Genomic DNA, 16,037 nt, shown 5'->3' with positions numbered 1-16,037 from the left:
TCAATATGTGTGGCATTGTCGGCGCGCTGGCGCAGCGCAACGTGAATGAAATCCTGCTGGAGGGACTGCGGCGCCTGGAGTATCGCGGCTACGACTCCGCCGGGGTCTGCCTGGTCGACGGCGAACAGCAGCTGCAGCTGCGCAAGAGCCAGGGCAAGGTGGCCGACCTGGAGGCGCGCCTGCATGACAATCCGGCCGCGGGCCGCCTCGGTATTGCCCACACCCGCTGGGCCACCCATGGGGTGCCATCCGACCACAACTCCCACCCGCACGTTTCCGGCCAGATCGCGCTGGTGCACAACGGCATCATCGAGAACTACCGCGACCTGCGGGCGCGCCTGCTTGGGCTGGGCTACGAGTTTGCCTCGGATACCGATACCGAGACGGTGGTGCACCTGATTCACTCGCTCACCAATGAGGGCATGACCCTGCTGGAAGCGGTGACCGCTGCCACCGCTGAGCTGGAAGGGGCCTACGCAATCGGGGTGATCAGCGCCGACGAACCGCAGACCCTGGTCTGTGCCCGTTCCGGCAGCCCGCTGGTGATCGGCGTCGGCATCGAGGAAAACTTTATCGCCTCCGATCCCATGGCGCTGCGCCAGGTCACCGATCGCTTTGTCTTCCTGGAAGAAGGCGACGTGGCCCAGGTTTCGCTGGAGGGCATTGCGGTCTTCGACCAGCATGGAGAGGAGGTCAGCCGCCCGGTGCACAAGCTGGACGGGGGGCACGATGCAGCGGACAAGGGCCGCTATCGCCATTTCATGCAGAAAGAAATCTTCGAGCAGCCGGAGGTCGTCAAGGCCACCCTCGCCGGCCGCATCGGTGCCCACACGGTGCTGCCAGAGGCGCTGGGGGCGCGCGCCAACGAAATCCTGCCCGAAGTGAAACAGGTGCAGATCGTCGCCTGCGGGACCAGTTATCACGCCGGCCTGGTGGCCCGCTACTGGCTGGAGGACTGGGCCGGCATCCCCTGCGCGGTGGAGGTGGCCAGCGAGATCCGCTATCGCAAGACCGCGGTGCGCCCGGGCACCCTGTTCGTGACCATCTCCCAGTCCGGCGAGACTGCCGACACCCTGGCGGCACTGCGCCAGGCGAAGGAACTGGGCTACCTCGCTTCCATGACCATCTGCAATGTGCCCAACAGTTCGCTGGTGCGTGAATCGGAACTGTCGCTGATGACCGAGGCCGGGCCGGAGATCGGCGTGGCCTCGACCAAGGCATTCACCACCCAGCTGGTGGCCCTGCAGCTGTTCTGCATCGCCCTGGCCAAGGCCAACGGCATGCCGGCGGACAAAGAGGCAGAGCTGGTGGGTGCCCTGCACCAGCTTCCCGAGCTGATGGAAGATTTCACCGGCCTGGACCAGCTGGTAAAAGCCACCAGCGAGGCCTTCGCGGAGAAACACCACACCCTGTTCCTGGGCCGCGGTGTCGAGTACCCGATCGCACTCGAGGGGGCGCTCAAGCTAAAGGAGATTTCCTACATCCACGCCGAGGCCTACCCGGCGGGCGAGCTGAAACACGGTCCGCTGGCGCTGGTGGATGCCGACATGCCGGTAGTGGTGGTGGCCCCCAACAACGAACTGCTGGAGAAGCTGAAGTCCAACCTGCAGGAGGTGCGCGCGCGCGGTGGCGAGCTGTTCGTATTTGCCAGCCCCAGGGCGGGATTCGCCAGCGAGCCAGGTGTGACGGTGGTTGAGGTGCCCGACGCGCCGGACAGCCTCGCGCCCATCCTCTACACAGTGCCGCTGCAGTTGCTGTCCTACCACGTGGCGCTACTCAAAGGCACCGATGTGGACCAGCCGCGCAACCTGGCGAAATCCGTTACGGTGGAGTGAGCCGGGCCGGGGTTCACCTAACACAGGCTCAACTAACAATGGCCGCCTTCGGGCGGCCATTGTCGTTTTGCCACCCGGGGACCCTGCCGCAGAGTCTTGGAACTGTTTTCTATACTCGCTTGAGACTTATTGCTCCGCTTGCCTCCCGTCCCCTGACTCCGGCCGGGTATCGGGGGACGGCGTGAAAACCTTCCTGCACGGGAGTAAAGGCGCCCGCGATGCACTACATCGCCATGTCCCTGATACTGCTGACGGCTGTCGCCCTGGGCGGTGTCATCGGCCGCCTGTTGCCATCGCGCGTCCCCCTGCCCCTGGTGCATATCGCCGTGGGCGCCCTGCTTGGCGCCGGGCTGGGAGTCAGGATCCCACTCGACCCGGAGATTTTTTTCCTGCTGTTTATCCCGCCGCTGCTGTTCCTGGATGGCTGGCGGATCCCGAAGGGGGCCTTCTTCCGCGACCTGCGTCCCATCCTCACCCTCGCCGTGGGGCTGGTGCTCTTCACCGTGGTCGGAATGGGGCTCTTCCTGCAGTGGCTCATACCGTCGATGCCCGCGGCAATGGCCTTTGCGGTTGCGGCCATACTGGCACCCACGGACCCGGTCGCCCTGGCGGCCGTGCGTGGCAGCGCGCCATTACCGCCGCGCCTCAGGCATCTTCTCCAGGGAGAGGCACTGCTCAATGACGCGGCGGCGCTCGACATCTTCCGCTTTGCCGTCGCGGCGGTGGCCACCGCCAGCTTTTCACTGTCGGAGACCGCGCTGGGCTTTGCCTGGATGGTAGTGGCTGGCGTGGGGACCGGGGCCGCGGTGGCCTTCGCCTGCAGCGGCACCTTGCGTGGCCTCGTGCACCTCCGTGCGGAGGATCCCGGCATACAGATCCTCGTGAGCCTGCTGGTACCGTTTGCCGCATACATGGGTGCGGAACATCTCGGCGGCTCAGGCGTTCTCGCAGCCGCGACCGCCGGAATTACCACGCAATACGTGAGTCTTCACGGCCCCGAACTTGCCACCACGCGCATGGAGCGCGATGCGGTATGGAATACTGTGCAGGATGTATTGAACGGCGTCATCTTTGTGCTGCTCGGCGGACAACTGGTGCAAATTGTTGGCCAGGACCTGGATGGCGCGCGGCACAGTGCAATAGCCGGCAACTGGACGCTCCTGCTCTACGTAATGGCAATTACTGCGGTGCTGGTATTGCTGCGTTTCGTATGGGTCTGGGCGTCGCTCTACCTCTCCCGTATGAGCCGCGAGATAACCAGCCTGAGAGAGCGCCTGCTGTTGGTGACGGTTACCGCGCTGGCCGGCGTCCGCGGCGCGGTTACCCTGGCGGGCGTCCTGTCGCTGCCGATCCTGCTGCCGGACGGAACTGCCTTCCCGGAGCGGCACCTGGCGATAGTGATCGCGATGGGAGTCATACTGGCCTCCCTTTTGCTGGGCAGTTTCACGCTGCCGGGCCTGGTCCGCCAGCTGCGAGCAGCTCCCCGGCTGGGAGAGATCGGCGACGAGCGGGCGGCCCGCCAGGCTGCCGCACGGGCCGCGATCGAGAAGCTGGAGGCATTGCGCAAGGGAATCAGGCCCGGCGCAAGCGACTCCGATCTGGCCGAGGAGGCGCTCGGCTACCTGCTCGGATTCTACCGGCGCCGTCTCGCTGCCACCGAAGACGAGGGGGAGCGCAGCCGGCCGCTGGTACGGGCCCAAACCGAATACCACCTGGCCGCACTTGCCGCCGAGCGCGACAGGCTCTTTCGCCTGCGCATAGAACGGCAGATCGACGACGAATTGCACCGGCGACTGGTATTGGAGGTAGACCTGGTGGAAGCAAGCCTCTGTGTCAGGGATTCCTGAAGTCCTGCGCTGGTATTTCCGCCGGGGGGTCACATCCCGGGCTTGCTACCCGGACCGTCACTGTCCCAGTGGTGGTCCAGGTGCAGATCGCGGTCGCGGCGGTCTTCCCGCAGGGCTTGCAACAGTTGCTCGCGGTAGATCCGGGTCTGTGCAATCTGTTGCGACTCGTCGCGCCAGTAAGGGAACAGCGCCTCCAGCATGCGCTGGTCATGCTGCTTGAACTTGCGTGCCGCCCGCCGTGCCTGTAGCGGCGTCAGCCCCAGCAGCTCCAGCGCCTTCTCGCCAATGGCCAGGGCGGAATCCACCGTCTCGCGGAAAATGTATTTGACCCCGGCTTCCATCAGCGCGTAATGGTGCATACGGTTGCGCGCCCGCGCCAGTATGGTCAGGTGGGGGAAATGCTTTTGCAGCTGGGAGACGATTTCCAGCGATGCTGCCTGGTCACTCAGGGTGAGGATGACGAGCTTCGCGTTCCTGGCGCCGGCGGCACGCAGCAGATCCTCCCGCGAGGCGTCGCCATAGTAGGCCTTGATGCCGTAGCGGCGCACCATCTCCAGTTGGGCGGCGTTGCGCTCCAGCAGCGTGGTATCGAAGCCGCAGGCGTTGAGCAGTCGTCCCGCAATCTGCCCGAAGCGACCATAACCGACGATGATCACCGGGGAGCCCTCATCCCGGGGGGGCTCGCTCTCCACCTCGTGGCTCCGGTCGGCCCCGTGGCGGTAGCGCGGCTGGATAAACCGCTCGTACACCAGCAACAGGACGGGCGTGAGCGCCATGGACAGTGCGATCACGGCGATCAGCAGGTTACCGGTGACATTGTCCAGCACCCGGTTCTGCGCCGCGAACGATACCAGCACAAAACCGAACTCGCCCGCCTGCGCCAGCGACAGGGCGAACAGCCAGTCCTCACCGCGGGATATTCCCGTGACCCGCGCCAGCACAAACAGCACCGCGAACTTGACCGTCACCAGCAGCACCACGAGTGCCAGCAGCAGCAGCGGGTATTCCGCCACCAGGTTGAAGTTCAGGTTGGCGCCCACCGCAATAAAAAACAGTCCCAGCAGCAGTCCCTTGAAGGGCTCGATATCCGCTTCCAGTTCATGGCGGAACTCGCTCTCCGCCAGGATCACTCCCGCGAGGAAGGTGCCCAGCGCCGGTGAGAGATCGAGCCAGCTCATGACCGCGGCTGATGCCATCACGATCAGCAGCGAGGTGACGGTAAACATCTCGCGCAGCTGGCTGCCCGCCACCAGGCGCAGCAAGGGGCCCAGCAGGTAGCGCCCCGCCAGGCCGAAAGCCACCATGGTGCCGATGACGGCCGCACCGTAACGCCAGCCGCCGAGCCCGTCGCCGCTCGCCTCCGGCGGGCTGCCGGCCAGCAGTGGGAGCAGCGCGAGGATGGGGATCACCGCCAGGTCCTGTAACAGCAGCACGGCAAAGGCGCTGCGGCCGCCCTCTGTGCGCAGGAGCTTCTTTTCGCTCAGTGACTGCAGCACGATGGCCGTGGAGGAAAGCCCCAGGATCAGGCCGATCGCCACGGCCGCGCGCCAGCTCACCCCGTACAGCAGCAGGGCAACCAGGCCCACCGCCGCCGCGGTCAGCAGCAGCTGGGCGGTGCCGGTACCAAAGATTGCCCCGCGCATCTGCCAGAGTTTCCGCGGTTGCAGCTCCAGGCCGATCAGGAACAGCATCAGCGCCACGCCGAACTCGGCGATATGCAGTTCCTCGCTGGTGTCCCCGACGAGTCCCAGGGCGTGGGGGCCGATGGCCACCCCCGCCAGCAGGTAACCGAGCACCGAACCCAGTCCCAGCCTCGTGGCCAGCGGCACCGCGATAACCGCTGCCGCGAGGTAGATGACCGCCTGTATGAGGAATCCGCCGTGTTCCATATAAGGGCTGCTTTGCTTCCTGGTTGGGGTGCCGGCTCAGGTTTCCGCTGGCACCGTGGTCTCGGGCTCGCGGATACCGCGGCTGCGCCGGATCAGCGGCGCGATGGTGGAGCCCTGCACCACGATCGAGAAGACTACCACGCCGTAGGTCATGATCACCCACAGGTGGCGCAGGTCCTCCCCCTGTACCAGCAGGTGGCCGGCGGGGATGGACATCGCCAGCGCCAGGGCCAGGCCCCCGCGCAGGCCGCCCCAGATCAGGATGCGCTCGCTGTAGGGGTGATAGCGCCGGAAGCGCTTGAGTATGGTGAAAGGCACGGTTACGGCGGCGACCCTGGCCACCAGCACCATAACAATTGCCGCGCCCATCAGCATGAATTCGAACGACCCCAGGTCGATAGTGATCAGGAACAGGCCCACCAGCAGGAACAGGATACCGTTGAGGAATTCTTCGGTGATATTCCAGAAGTTGTCCAGCTCGTGCTGGCTCACCCGGGAGAAGCCGCGTTCGCGGGTGAAGTTGCCGATGATGATGCCACTTACCACCATTGTCAGTGCGCCGGATACGCCCACAATATTGGCAAACGCGAAACCGGCGGTGGGGATGCACAGGGTCAGCAACAGTTCCAGGCTGTGGTCGTCGGTGGCACAGATCAGCCAGTGGAACAGGCCGCCGATAAAGAGGCCCATCGCGATACCGCCGAAAGCCTCGACGACGAACAGCTCCGAAACGGCGGCCACGGTGGGTTCGCCTCCTTCGAAAGCCACCGCAAAGATGACCGTGAACAGCACGATACCGAAGCCGTCGTTGAACAGGGATTCCCCTTCCACCTGGATGGAGACCTGCTCGGGCGCATGCAGGCTCTTGATAATGGCCAGCACGGCAATGGGGTCGGTGGGGGAAATCAACGCCCCGAATAGCAGGCAGTAGACGAAGGCCACCTGCATGCCCAGCAGGGGCAGCACCCAGTAAAGCAGGCCTGCCACGACCAGGGTTGAGATCAGGGTGCCGACGATCGCCAGCAGGGCGATCTCCACGCGCTGGTTGCGCAGCATCAACAGGTCGATATGCAGGCTGCCGGCGAACAGGAGGAATCCCAGTACCCCCTTGAGCAACAGGTCCTCCAGGTTGAGAACCGGCAGCAGGTGGTCAGCCCAGCCGCGCAGGTCCAGCCAGCCGACCTTGCCCAGTCCCATCACCAGCAGCGACAGCGCCAGGGCACCGGCGGTAATGGCGATGGTGCTCTGCGCGCGCAGCACGTACTGGTTGAGAAACCCCAGGAATACCGACACTGCGGCGAGGAAACAGAAGGTGTAATAGATTTCCATGCCGCCTGGGCTCTCCACTAGCCACCGAGAGAGGGAAAAGAAAGTATGAATTCAGCGCGGGGGCTGCCGCCGGCCGGGATCCCGCCCGGCCGGAATACAATGCCGCGGGACCGATGTCAGCCGGCCAGGGTGCCGTTATTGTAGTCCCGCAGCGCCTGCTCGATCTCCGCGTGGCTGTTCATCACGAAGGGACCGTAATGGACCACCGGCTCGTTGAGCGGGCGACCGTGGAGGCACAGGACGCCGGCGCCCTGCTCCCCGGCGCGCAATTGTAGCGACTCGCCAGCGCCATACAACAGCAGATTGCCCCGCCCTGTCTGCCCGCGCTCGGTTAGCAGTGCCCCCCGGTACACGAAAACCAGCACACTGTGTGCCGCCGGGACAGGCAGCCTGGCCTCGGCGTCGGCCGCCAGACGGATATCCGCCACGGCCGCCTCGGCGGCGGCCTCGGTGAGCGGCCCGCTTTCCGTCGACTCGCCAAGCTGCCAGTGCCCGGTTACCAGCCGGATCAGCGAGCCGCGGTCGTCCAGCGCGTGCTCCGGTACCTCGCCGGCCTGGATATCCCGCCAGGTGGGTGCCGCCATCTTGTCGGCGGCGGCCATGTTGATCCACAGCTGGAAACCGTGCATCGCCGCTCCACTGCCATCTTCCGGCTGCGCCGGCATCTCCGAGTGGATGATGCCGCGCCCGGCCCGCATCCACTGGGCGCCGCCGGACGAGACTGCGCCCCGGTTGCCCAGGTGGTCGCGATGCTCGAACTCGCCGCTCAGCATGTAGGTCAGGGTCTCGATACCGCGATGCGGGTGCGGCGGGAACCCGGCGATGTAATCGTCCGCATTGTCGGAGCGAATCTCGTCGAGCATCAGGAAAGGACTGAAATCCGGGCTCTGGAATCCCGCCACCCGCTGGATTTTCACGCCGGCGCCGTCGGCAGACGCCTGGCTGGGCACGGTGCGCACCAGCGGTCGCGCGCCGGGGCCAAGTTCGAAAGTGGCCATGGAAGCCTCCTGCAGAGAAAGGTTTCTGGTGATATAGGTCGCAGTATAAGCCGATGAATTCGGTAAAAAATGGCAAATAATTGCCGGCTGTGTTCGAATTATTCGATTGTTCTCCCGGCCCCGGTTTCTGCATTGCTCGGCGAAACCGGCCTCTCCGCGAGATGAGATCCCCGATGGCAGAACCCCGAGGTGACAGCTGATGGCCAAGGTAACCCTGGAGCAGTGGCGCATGTTTCAGGCCGTGGTAGAGCACGGCGGCTTTTCCCAGGCGGCGCAGGCGGTGCACAAGAGCCAGTCCTCCATCAACCATGCAGTGCACAAGCTGCAGGAGAGCCTGGGTGTGGACCTGTTGGAAGTGCGCGGGCGCAAGGCGGAACTCACCGACGCCGGCAGGATTCTCCTGTCCCGCGCCGGCGGCCTGCTCAATGAGGCCGAGGCCCTCGAGGCGGTAGCCAGCAGCCTGGCCGGTGGCGAGGAGGCGCTGCTGACCCTGGCGGTGGACGTCATTTTTGATTACGACAGCCTGTTCAATGCCATCGAGCAGTTTGCCGGGCGTTTCCCCCACACCCGCCTCGAGCTGCGCGAGACGGTACTGTCGGGTGCCGAGGAGCTGTTGCTGCAGCAGCAGGCGGACTTCATCCTCAGCGCCCGTGTTCCCCAGGGTTTCGTGGGCGAGCCGGTGGCACGGGTGCGGTTTATCCCGGTGGCGCACCCGGACCATGCCCTGCATCACCTGGGCCGGCCGGTGGCGCGCAAGGACCTGAAGGCCTGTCGCCAGATAGTGTTGCGTGACAGCGCCATCCGCAATCGCCAGGACTCCGGTTGGCTGGGGTCGGACCAGCGCATCACCGTGAGCAACGTGCAGACCTCGATCGAGCTGATCGAGCGCGGCCTGGGGTTTGCCTGGCTGCCCGAGACCCGGCTGCGGGAATCGCTGCTGGCCGATCGCCTGCTGCCGCTGATCATGGAGGAGCCCTGGGCGCGGGAAGTGACTGTCTACCTGGTTTATGCCGACAGCGACAAGACCGGCCCCGCCGCCAGCTTCCTGATCGACGCCCTGCGCACCGGACTGGCGCCGCTCGACTGATTTGTTGGAAATACCGAAAGGTCCACGCGATTTTTTGCGGTTTTCTTTGCGATTTGTGCAACTAGACTGAATGCACAAATATGCAACCCGCAGCTGCGGGCAGGAAAGCAAGCGAGGAGAAACCGATGACCAACTCCATCCTGTGTGACAGCACCAAGCTGCTCGGCCGGGTGCTGATGTCGTGGATGTTCATCGCCGCCGGCTGGAGCAAGATCGGTGGCTATGAGGGCACCCAGGCCTATATGGAATCCGCCGGCGTGGCGGGCTGGTTGCTGCCGCTGGTGATTGTTGCGGAACTGGGCGGTGGCCTGGCGGTACTTTTCGGCTTCCTCACCCGCTGGGCGGCCCTGGGCCTGGCGCTGTTCTCGGTGGCCAGCGCGCTGCTGTTCCACTACGTGCCCGGGGACCAGGCGCAGATGATCTCCTTTATGAAGAACATCACCATTGCCGGCGGCTTCCTCATCCTGTCCTGCACCGGGGCCGGACGCTTCAGTGTGGACCATATGTTCAGCCGCACCAGCGGCTGAACCCTCCCGGTCGCATCTTCGCATCACCTCCCCGCCGGCCTCCGGGTGAAGCCGGCCGGGGTACTTTCACCATCATTATTCACAGACAGACACCGGATACCGACTGCAGGAGGTCACCATGGGATTGCTGGTCAAGGGGAAGTGGCAGGACCGCTGGTACGATACGGACAAGACCGAGGGCGAATTCGTGCGCGAGCAGGCACAGCTGCGCAACTGGATCACCGCCGACGGCAGCCCCGGTCCCAGCGGCGAGGGCGGCTTCCGCGCCGAGCCGGACCGCTACCACCTGTATGTCTCCCTCGCCTGCCCGTGGGCGCACCGGACGCTGATTTTCCGCAAGCTGAAGGGGCTCGAGGACCTGATCGGGGTATCCGTAGTGAGTCCTTACATGCTCGAGAACGGCTGGACCTTCAACGAGGACGAGGGCAGTACCGGCGACCCGCTCTATGGCGCCGATTACCTGCACCAGCTCTACACCCGCCACCGCAGTGACTACAGCGGGCGGGTTACGGTGCCGCTGCTGTGGGACAAGGAGCGGGAGTGCATCGTCAGCAACGAGTCCGCCGAGATCATCCGCATGTTCAACCGCGCTTTCGACGGCCTCACCGGCAACCGGCAGGACTTCTACCCCGAGGACCTGCGCGGCGATATCGATGCCACCAACGACATCGTCTACGAAACCGTGAACAACGGTGTCTACCGGGCCGGCTTCGCCACCACCCAGGAGGCCTATGAGCAGGCCTACGACAGGCTGTTCAGCACCCTGGACCAGCTGGAGCAGCGGCTGGCCGACAACCGCTACCTGTGTGGCGAGCGGGTGACGGAGGCGGACTGGCGCCTGTTCACCACCCTGGTGCGGTTCGACCCGGTCTACCACGGGCACTTCAAGTGCAACAAGCAGCGCCTGGCCGATTACCACAACCTGTGGGGCTACCTGCGCGAGCTGTACCAGTGGCCCGGGGTGGCGGACACGGTGGACTTCCACCATATCAAGACCCACTACTACGCCAGCCACGGCACCATCAACCCCACCGGCATAGTGCCGAAGGGCCCGGAACTGGATTATTCCGCGCCCCACCACCGGGGCTGAGCCGGCAGCGCGCGGGCGGCGGTACCAGTTCCTATAATTCGGGCAACTGCCGCAAACCAGACCGGAGAGACCATGAAGCTCTATTATGCGCCCGGCGCCTGCTCGCTCTCGCCACACATCGTCGCCTGCGAGGCGGGCATCGACCTGGAGCTCTGCAAGGTGGACCTGCGCGAGAAGAAAACCGAGGACGGGGCCGATTTCCTGGAGATCAACCCCAAGGGCTTTGTGCCGGCGCTGCGCATCGACGACGGCGAGGTGCTGACCGAGGGTCCGGCGATCGTGCAGTTCCTGGCCGACCTGAAACCCGATAGCGGCCTGGCGCCGCCCGCTGGCAGCCGCGAGCGCTACCGGCTGCAGGAGTGGCTCAACTTCATTGCCGCAGAACTGCACAAGTCCTTCGTGCCACTGTTCTGGGGCGGCACCGAGACGGAGAAGGACCACGCGCGCAATAAAATCCGCGAGCGCTTCGACTATGTCGAGGAGCGGCTGCAGCACGACTACCTGCTCGGCGACGATTTCACCGTGGCCGACGCCTACCTGTTCACCATCGCCAACTGGCTCGACCGCCAGGACATGGACACCTCATCCTGGCCGCGCCTGCAGGAGTTCCAGGAGCGGGTCCGCCAGCGTCCCGGCGCGCGCAAGGCGCTGCGTGAGGAGGGCCTGCTGGGCGACTGACCCCCCGCCATTCAGCCGGCGGCGAAGCGACCCGCGACGGCCGGCTGCACCTCGATCGGCGTACGCGCGCGGGCGACCAGCAGTGCCATCAGCAGCGCCGCCACCGCGCAGCCGAACATGGTGCCGGCGATTGGCACCAGCGTGCCGGTGTGCATGCCGTTGACGATGCCACCCAGGACCCCGCCGCCGACAAACAGGCTGGCACCATAGAAGGCGTTGGCGCTGCCGCTGATGCGCGGGAAGAACTCCAGGTAGCAGGCCGCGGCATTGGGTGCGGTAATGCCGATGGAAGACATCGCCAGCACCAGCGGTACCAGCCACACGGAGAGCTCCCGCCCCCCGGTGAGTGTTCCCAGCAACAGCAGGCCACAGGCCAGCAGCTGTAGCGAGATTCCCGCCAGCAGTATCCGCCGCGGCTCGAAGAAGTTCAGCAGGCGGATATTCACCTGCACCATACAGATCAGCCCCACCACGGAACTGCCGAACAACAGCGGGAAGCGGCCGGCCGGTACGCCGAAATACTCCATGAACACGAAGGGTGCGGTGGTGATGTAGATGAACATGGAGCCGCTGACAAACGCCTGGGCGCCGAGGAAACCCAGCGCGCGGCGATTGCCCAGTACCTGCAGGTAGTTGGCCAGCAGCCGGCGCCGGGGTTCCAGGCTGCGCCGGGCGCGGGTGAAGCGCGACACCGTCTCCGGCAGCAGCCGCCTCACCAGCATCAACATGGCGGCGCCGTAGCCCAGCAGGAACACAAAGATACTCTGCCAGCCACCCGCAGCCAGCAACACCGAACCGATCACCGGCGCCACCAGCGGGGCCACCAGCATCATGGTGCTGATGGTGGAGATCACCCTGGCTGCCGCCCGGCCGCTGTAGAGGTCGCGCACTATCGCCGCACAGATCACCGTAGCGAAGCCGCCGCCGAAGGCCTGCAGCAGGCGCAGCGCGATCAGCTGGGCGGTGTCGGTGACAAACAGGATCAGCAGTGTGCTGGCCAGGTAGATCGCCAGCCCGATGGTGCCCACGGTGCGTCGTCCCCAGCGGTCGGAGAGGGGGCCGCCCGCCAGCTGGCCCATGGCGAAACCGAGCAGGAAGCTCGATACCGAGTGCTGCACCCGTGCCACCTCGCTGCCCAGTGCGGTCGCCATGGCCGGTATTGCCGGCAGGTAGGTATCCAGGGAAAAGGGCGTCAGCGCCACCAGTGCCGCCAGCCACAGGGCCAGTGAACGCAGGGCGGCGCCCGATTCCCGCGCGGGGGTCGGACTCATAGGGTGCTCGGTATTTGGTGTCAGGGAATGCGGGCCGGGCCCGCAGCGGGGCGGGCATGGTAACGGCGGGAACCGGTCGCCGCCAGGCCCGCCGTGGAAAATCAGGCCGAGGACTCAGTCCTTCTCTTCGCGCAGGGTGTAGAGGCCCTTCTTGAGCTTCAGCAGGTGCTCCTGCAGCTGCGGGCCCTTGCGCTGGGCCACGCCGATGGCGAGTACATCGATCACCACCAGGTGGGCGATGCGCGACGACAGCGGCGTGTAGATCTCGATGTCCTCCTCCACGTCTACCTCCAGCGGGATGGTGGAGCGCTGCGCCACCGGTGAGCCGCTGGGCGCCAGGCCGATCACGGTGCCGCCCTGCTCTTTGACCATCTCCATGGAGTGCAGCAGCGCCTTGGTGCGGCCGCTCTGGGAGATGGCCACCACCACGTCGCCCGGCTCCATCGACATGGCAGACATGTTCTGCATGTGGTGGTCGGAGTGGGCCGCTGTGGCCAGCTGCAGGCGGAAGAACTTGTGCTGGGCGTCGGTGGCCACCGCACCGGAGGCGCCGAAGCCGAAGAATTCCACCCGCTTGGCCGCGGCGATGGCGCTCACCGCCGCCTCCAGCGCACGGGCATCGATCTTGTCGCGCACGTTCAGCAGGGTGTCGACGGTGGAGTCGAACACCTTGCGCTTGTACTCGGCGATGGTGTCGGTATCGGTGACCGCGATCTGGCCGAAACTGGGGCTAGAGGCCAGCTGCTGGGCCAGGTTCAGCTTGAACTCCTGGAAGCCCGAGCAGCCCACCGCGCGGCAGAAGCGCACCACCGTCGGTTCGCTCACCTGGGCCTCGGTGGCCAGGTCCACGATGCGCATATGGATGATTTCGTCCGGGTTGGCGAGGATATACTCGGCCACCTTGCGCTCTGACTTGCGCATGGACGACAGCTGTTCGCTGATTTTCTGCGTGACTTCCGCCGGTTTCACGGGACTACCTTCTCTGCTACAGACAGGCAGTTTAGCGGCTGCCACCCCCGCTGGCGAGCGGTGCGGCCGCCGCCCGCCCCCTCGCTGGACCCGCCGGTCGCCCGATCGGGCGGAAACCTGTTCATTTAAACAGGTATCCACTGCCGGCTCTGGTACAATGCCGCCCCATGGACGTATCTCAGATTCTCGACCCCCTCAACGACGCCCAGCGCGAGGCTGTGGCGGCCCCGCCCGGCAACCAGCTGGTGCTGGCCGGCGCCGGTTCCGGCAAGACCCGCGTGCTGGTGCACCGTATCGCCTGGCTGATGCAGGTGGAGGGCGCCTCGCCCTACTCCATCCTGGCGGTGACCTTCACCAACAAGGCCGCCCGCGAGATGCGCGCGCGCATCGAGGAGCTGCTGGGGGTCAACACCTTCGGCATGTGGGTGGGCACCTTCCACGGCCTGGCCCACCGGCTGCTGAAGGCCCACTACAAAGAGGCCAACCTGCCGCAGAACTTCCAGATCCTGGACTCTGACGACCAGCTGCGCCTGATCAAGCGGGTGCAGAACGACCTGGGACTGGACGAGGCCAAGTGGCCGCCGCGGGAGACCCAGTGGTGGATAGGCGGCCAGAAAGATGAAGGGTTGCGCCCGCAGTACATCCAGGCCGGCGCCGACCCCTGGCTGCAGACCATGGTGCGCATCTACTTCGCCTACGAGGAGGCCTGCCAGCGCGGTGGCCTGGTGGACTTCGGCGAGCTGCTGCTGCGCGCCCACGAGCTGTGGCTGAACAACGAGGGTGTGCTGGACCACTACCGCCAGCGTTTCCCCCATATCCTGGTGGACGAGTTCCAGGATACCAATACCATCCAGTACGCCTGGCTGCGCCTGCTGGCCGGCGACCAGTGCCACATTACCGCGGTGGGGGATGACGACCAGTCCATCTACGGCTGGCGCGGCGCCAAGATCGAGAATATCCAGCACTTCGCCCAGGATATGCGCGAGGTGCAGACGGTACGCCTGGAGCAGAACTACCGCTCCACCGGCACCATCCTCAAGGCCGCCAATGCGGTGATCGAGCACAACGCCGGGCGCCTGGGCAAGGAGCTGTGGACAAAGGGCGACGATGGCGAGCCCATCTCCCTCTATGCCGCCTACAACGAACAGGACGAGGCGCGCTTTATCGTCGAGCGCATCGAGCAGTGGGTGCGCGACGGCAACCCGCGCGACTCGGTGGCGATCCTCTACCGCTCCAATGCCCAGTCGCGGGTGCTGGAAGAGGCGCTGCTGCGCGAGGCGGTGCCCTACCGCATCTACGGTGGCCAGCGCTTCTACGAACGCCTGGAGATCAAGAACGCGCTCTCCTACATGCGCATGATCAGCAACCCCCACGATGACACCGCCTTCGAGCGGGTGGTGAATACCCCCACCCGCGGCATCGGCGCCCGCAGTGTCGACGCGGTGCGCGGCTTTGCCCGCGAGCACGGCTGCTCCCTGTGGGCGGCGGCGCAGCAGATGGTGGCCCAGCGGGTACTGGCCGCCCGCGCGTCCAATGCCCTGCAGGGCTTCCTCGACCTGGTCAACCAGCTGGCTGCCAATGCGGAAGATAAAGAGCTGGATGCCATCGCCGAGGACGTGATCGAGACCAGCGGCCTGCTGGAATTCCACCGCAAGGAAAAGGGGGAGAAAGGCCAGGCGCGGGTGGAAAACCTCAAGGAACTGGTCAGTGCCTGCCGCGCCTTCGACGGCATCGAGGTGCCGCCGGACGAGTCCGGGGCCGAGGTGGAAGAACCCTCCCTGCTCGACCAGTTCCTCGACAGCGCCGCGCTGGATGCCGGCGAGGGCCAGGCGGACGAGTTCGAGGAGGCGGTGCAGCTGATGACGTTGCATTCGGCCAAAGGCCTGGAGTTCCCGCTGGTGTTCATGGCCGGGGTGGAGGAAAACCTGTTCCCGCACAAGATGTCGGCACAGGAGCCGGGGCGCATGGAGGAGGAGCGGCGCCTCTGCTACGTGGGCATCACCCGCGCCATGCAGAAGCTGTACATCACCTATGCCGAGAACCGGCGCCTGTTCGGCAGCGAGACCTTCAACAGCCCGTCGCGCTTTATCGGCGAGATACCGCCGGAACTGGTGCACGAGGTACGCCTCAAGACCGAGATATCGCGGCCGATGTTCAACCCGGACTACGGGAAAGTGGGTCGCTTCTCCGACCCGGCACCGGATTTTGACGACGACCTGCCGCCGCTGGCGCTGGGTGGCCGGGTGGAGCACCGCAAGTTCGGCGAGGGCACGGTGGTGCAGTTCGAGGGCAGCGGCCCGCGGGCCAGGGTACAGGTCAACTTCGACGACGCCGGCAGCAAGTGGCTGGTGGTGGCGATGGCGAAGCTGCAGCCTCTCTGATAAAAAACCGGGTGGCGCATCGCGGCCTTGGGCCGCTCCTACAGGTGTCACGCAACAATCGTTTGACTGTCGTCATCCCGGCGCAGGCCGGGATCCAGATCCCCCTCAGCGTTCGCAGGGCCAGCGGGCCCGGCGT

General features: G+C 65.5%; 12 protein-coding genes. 7 read left to right on the top strand and 5 right to left on the bottom strand.

Annotated features, from left to right (window positions below):
• Positions 1-5: 5 nt before the first annotated feature.
• Both glmS and BLT26_RS11360 read left to right on the top strand, forming a co-directional pair.
• Positions 6-1,835, top strand: a complete 1,830-nt coding sequence (glmS, locus tag BLT26_RS11365; protein WP_091514369.1) for a glutamine--fructose-6-phosphate transaminase (isomerizing) — start codon at positions 6-8, stop codon at positions 1,833-1,835.
• A 218-nt stretch (positions 1,836-2,053) separates the two neighbouring features.
• Positions 2,054-3,682: a Na+/H+ antiporter gene (locus BLT26_RS11360; protein ID WP_091513940.1), complete on the top strand. Its 1,629-nt coding sequence runs from the start codon at positions 2,054-2,056 to the stop codon at positions 3,680-3,682.
• A gap of 29 nt (positions 3,683-3,711) precedes the next feature.
• Here BLT26_RS11360 and BLT26_RS11355 read toward each other — a convergent pair whose 3' ends face one another.
• The 3 genes from BLT26_RS11355 to BLT26_RS11345 form a co-directional block, all read right to left on the bottom strand.
• Entirely contained in the window at positions 3,712-5,571 is a 1,860-nt protein-coding gene (locus BLT26_RS11355; protein WP_091513937.1) for a monovalent cation:proton antiporter-2 (CPA2) family protein, read from the bottom strand.
• Between the two features lie 36 nt (positions 5,572-5,607).
• On the bottom strand, positions 5,608-6,900 hold the full coding sequence (locus BLT26_RS11350) for a cation:proton antiporter (RefSeq protein ID WP_091513933.1): 1,293 nt from the start codon (positions 6,898-6,900) through the stop codon (positions 5,608-5,610).
• Positions 6,901-7,016: 116 nt separating this feature from the next.
• The gene (locus tag BLT26_RS11345) at positions 7,017-7,898 is read right to left on the bottom strand and encodes a pirin family protein (protein WP_091513929.1); all 882 of its coding nucleotides are present in this window, start codon (positions 7,896-7,898) and stop codon (positions 7,017-7,019) included.
• A 199-nt stretch (positions 7,899-8,097) separates the two neighbouring features.
• On the opposite strand from BLT26_RS11345, the gene BLT26_RS11340 reads away from it, so the two are divergent.
• The 4 genes from BLT26_RS11340 to gstA all read left to right on the top strand — a co-directional run bounded on the left by BLT26_RS11340 (position 8,098) and on the right by gstA (position 11,280).
• Complete coding sequence (locus tag BLT26_RS11340) at positions 8,098-8,985, top strand: LysR family transcriptional regulator (RefSeq protein WP_091513926.1); 888 nt, start codon at positions 8,098-8,100, stop codon at positions 8,983-8,985.
• Between the two features lie 125 nt (positions 8,986-9,110).
• Entirely contained in the window at positions 9,111-9,512 is a 402-nt protein-coding gene (locus BLT26_RS11335; RefSeq protein WP_091513923.1) for a DoxX family protein, read from the top strand.
• A gap of 118 nt (positions 9,513-9,630) precedes the next feature.
• Complete coding sequence (locus BLT26_RS11330; protein WP_091513919.1) at positions 9,631-10,602, top strand: glutathione S-transferase family protein; 972 nt, start codon at positions 9,631-9,633, stop codon at positions 10,600-10,602.
• Positions 10,603-10,674: 72 nt separating this feature from the next.
• Positions 10,675-11,280 carry a glutathione transferase GstA gene (gene gstA, locus BLT26_RS11325; protein WP_091513915.1) on the top strand — a complete coding sequence of 202 codons (606 nt, stop codon included), beginning with the start codon at positions 10,675-10,677 and terminating at the stop codon, positions 11,278-11,280.
• A gap of 11 nt (positions 11,281-11,291) precedes the next feature.
• Here gstA and BLT26_RS11320 read toward each other — a convergent pair whose 3' ends face one another.
• The gene (locus BLT26_RS11320) at positions 11,292-12,551 is read right to left on the bottom strand and encodes a multidrug effflux MFS transporter (protein WP_091513912.1); all 1,260 of its coding nucleotides are present in this window, start codon (positions 12,549-12,551) and stop codon (positions 11,292-11,294) included.
• A 114-nt stretch (positions 12,552-12,665) separates the two neighbouring features.
• Positions 12,666-13,520, bottom strand: coding sequence for a transcriptional regulator HexR (hexR, locus tag BLT26_RS11315; RefSeq protein WP_091513909.1), 855 nt, complete (start codon positions 13,518-13,520; stop codon positions 12,666-12,668).
• A gap of 167 nt (positions 13,521-13,687) precedes the next feature.
• Between hexR and uvrD the strand changes: the two genes are divergently transcribed.
• A complete protein-coding gene (uvrD, locus tag BLT26_RS11310) occupies positions 13,688-15,901 on the top strand; it encodes a DNA helicase II (RefSeq protein WP_091513907.1) in 2,214 nt (737 codons plus the stop codon).
• The last annotated feature ends 136 nt before the right edge of the window (positions 15,902-16,037 follow it).

It is taken from the genome of Microbulbifer yueqingensis (assembly GCF_900100355.1).
Taxonomy (GTDB): Bacteria; Pseudomonadota; Gammaproteobacteria; order Pseudomonadales; family Cellvibrionaceae; genus Microbulbifer; species Microbulbifer yueqingensis.
Note: the sequence above shows the minus strand (reverse complement) of the source record. Positions and strands in the feature narration are given on the sequence as shown.

Coding starts and splice junctions, on each gene's coding strand:
- glmS (WP_091514369.1), top strand. CDS start 6: ATGTGTGGCATTGTCGGCGCGCTGGCGCAGCGCAACGTGAATGAAATC.
- BLT26_RS11360 (WP_091513940.1), top strand. CDS start 2,054: ATGCACTACATCGCCATGTCCCTGATACTGCTGACGGCTGTCGCCCTG.
- BLT26_RS11355 (WP_091513937.1), bottom strand. CDS start 5,571: ATGGAACACGGCGGATTCCTCATACAGGCGGTCATCTACCTCGCGGCA.
- BLT26_RS11350 (WP_091513933.1), bottom strand. CDS start 6,900: ATGGAAATCTATTACACCTTCTGTTTCCTCGCCGCAGTGTCGGTATTC.
- BLT26_RS11345 (WP_091513929.1), bottom strand. CDS start 7,898: ATGGCCACTTTCGAACTTGGCCCCGGCGCGCGACCGCTGGTGCGCACC.
- BLT26_RS11340 (WP_091513926.1), top strand. CDS start 8,098: ATGGCCAAGGTAACCCTGGAGCAGTGGCGCATGTTTCAGGCCGTGGTA.
- BLT26_RS11335 (WP_091513923.1), top strand. CDS start 9,111: ATGACCAACTCCATCCTGTGTGACAGCACCAAGCTGCTCGGCCGGGTG.
- BLT26_RS11330 (WP_091513919.1), top strand. CDS start 9,631: ATGGGATTGCTGGTCAAGGGGAAGTGGCAGGACCGCTGGTACGATACG.
- gstA (WP_091513915.1), top strand. CDS start 10,675: ATGAAGCTCTATTATGCGCCCGGCGCCTGCTCGCTCTCGCCACACATC.
- BLT26_RS11320 (WP_091513912.1), bottom strand. CDS start 12,551: ATGAGTCCGACCCCCGCGCGGGAATCGGGCGCCGCCCTGCGTTCACTG.
- uvrD (WP_091513907.1), top strand. CDS start 13,688: ATGGACGTATCTCAGATTCTCGACCCCCTCAACGACGCCCAGCGCGAG.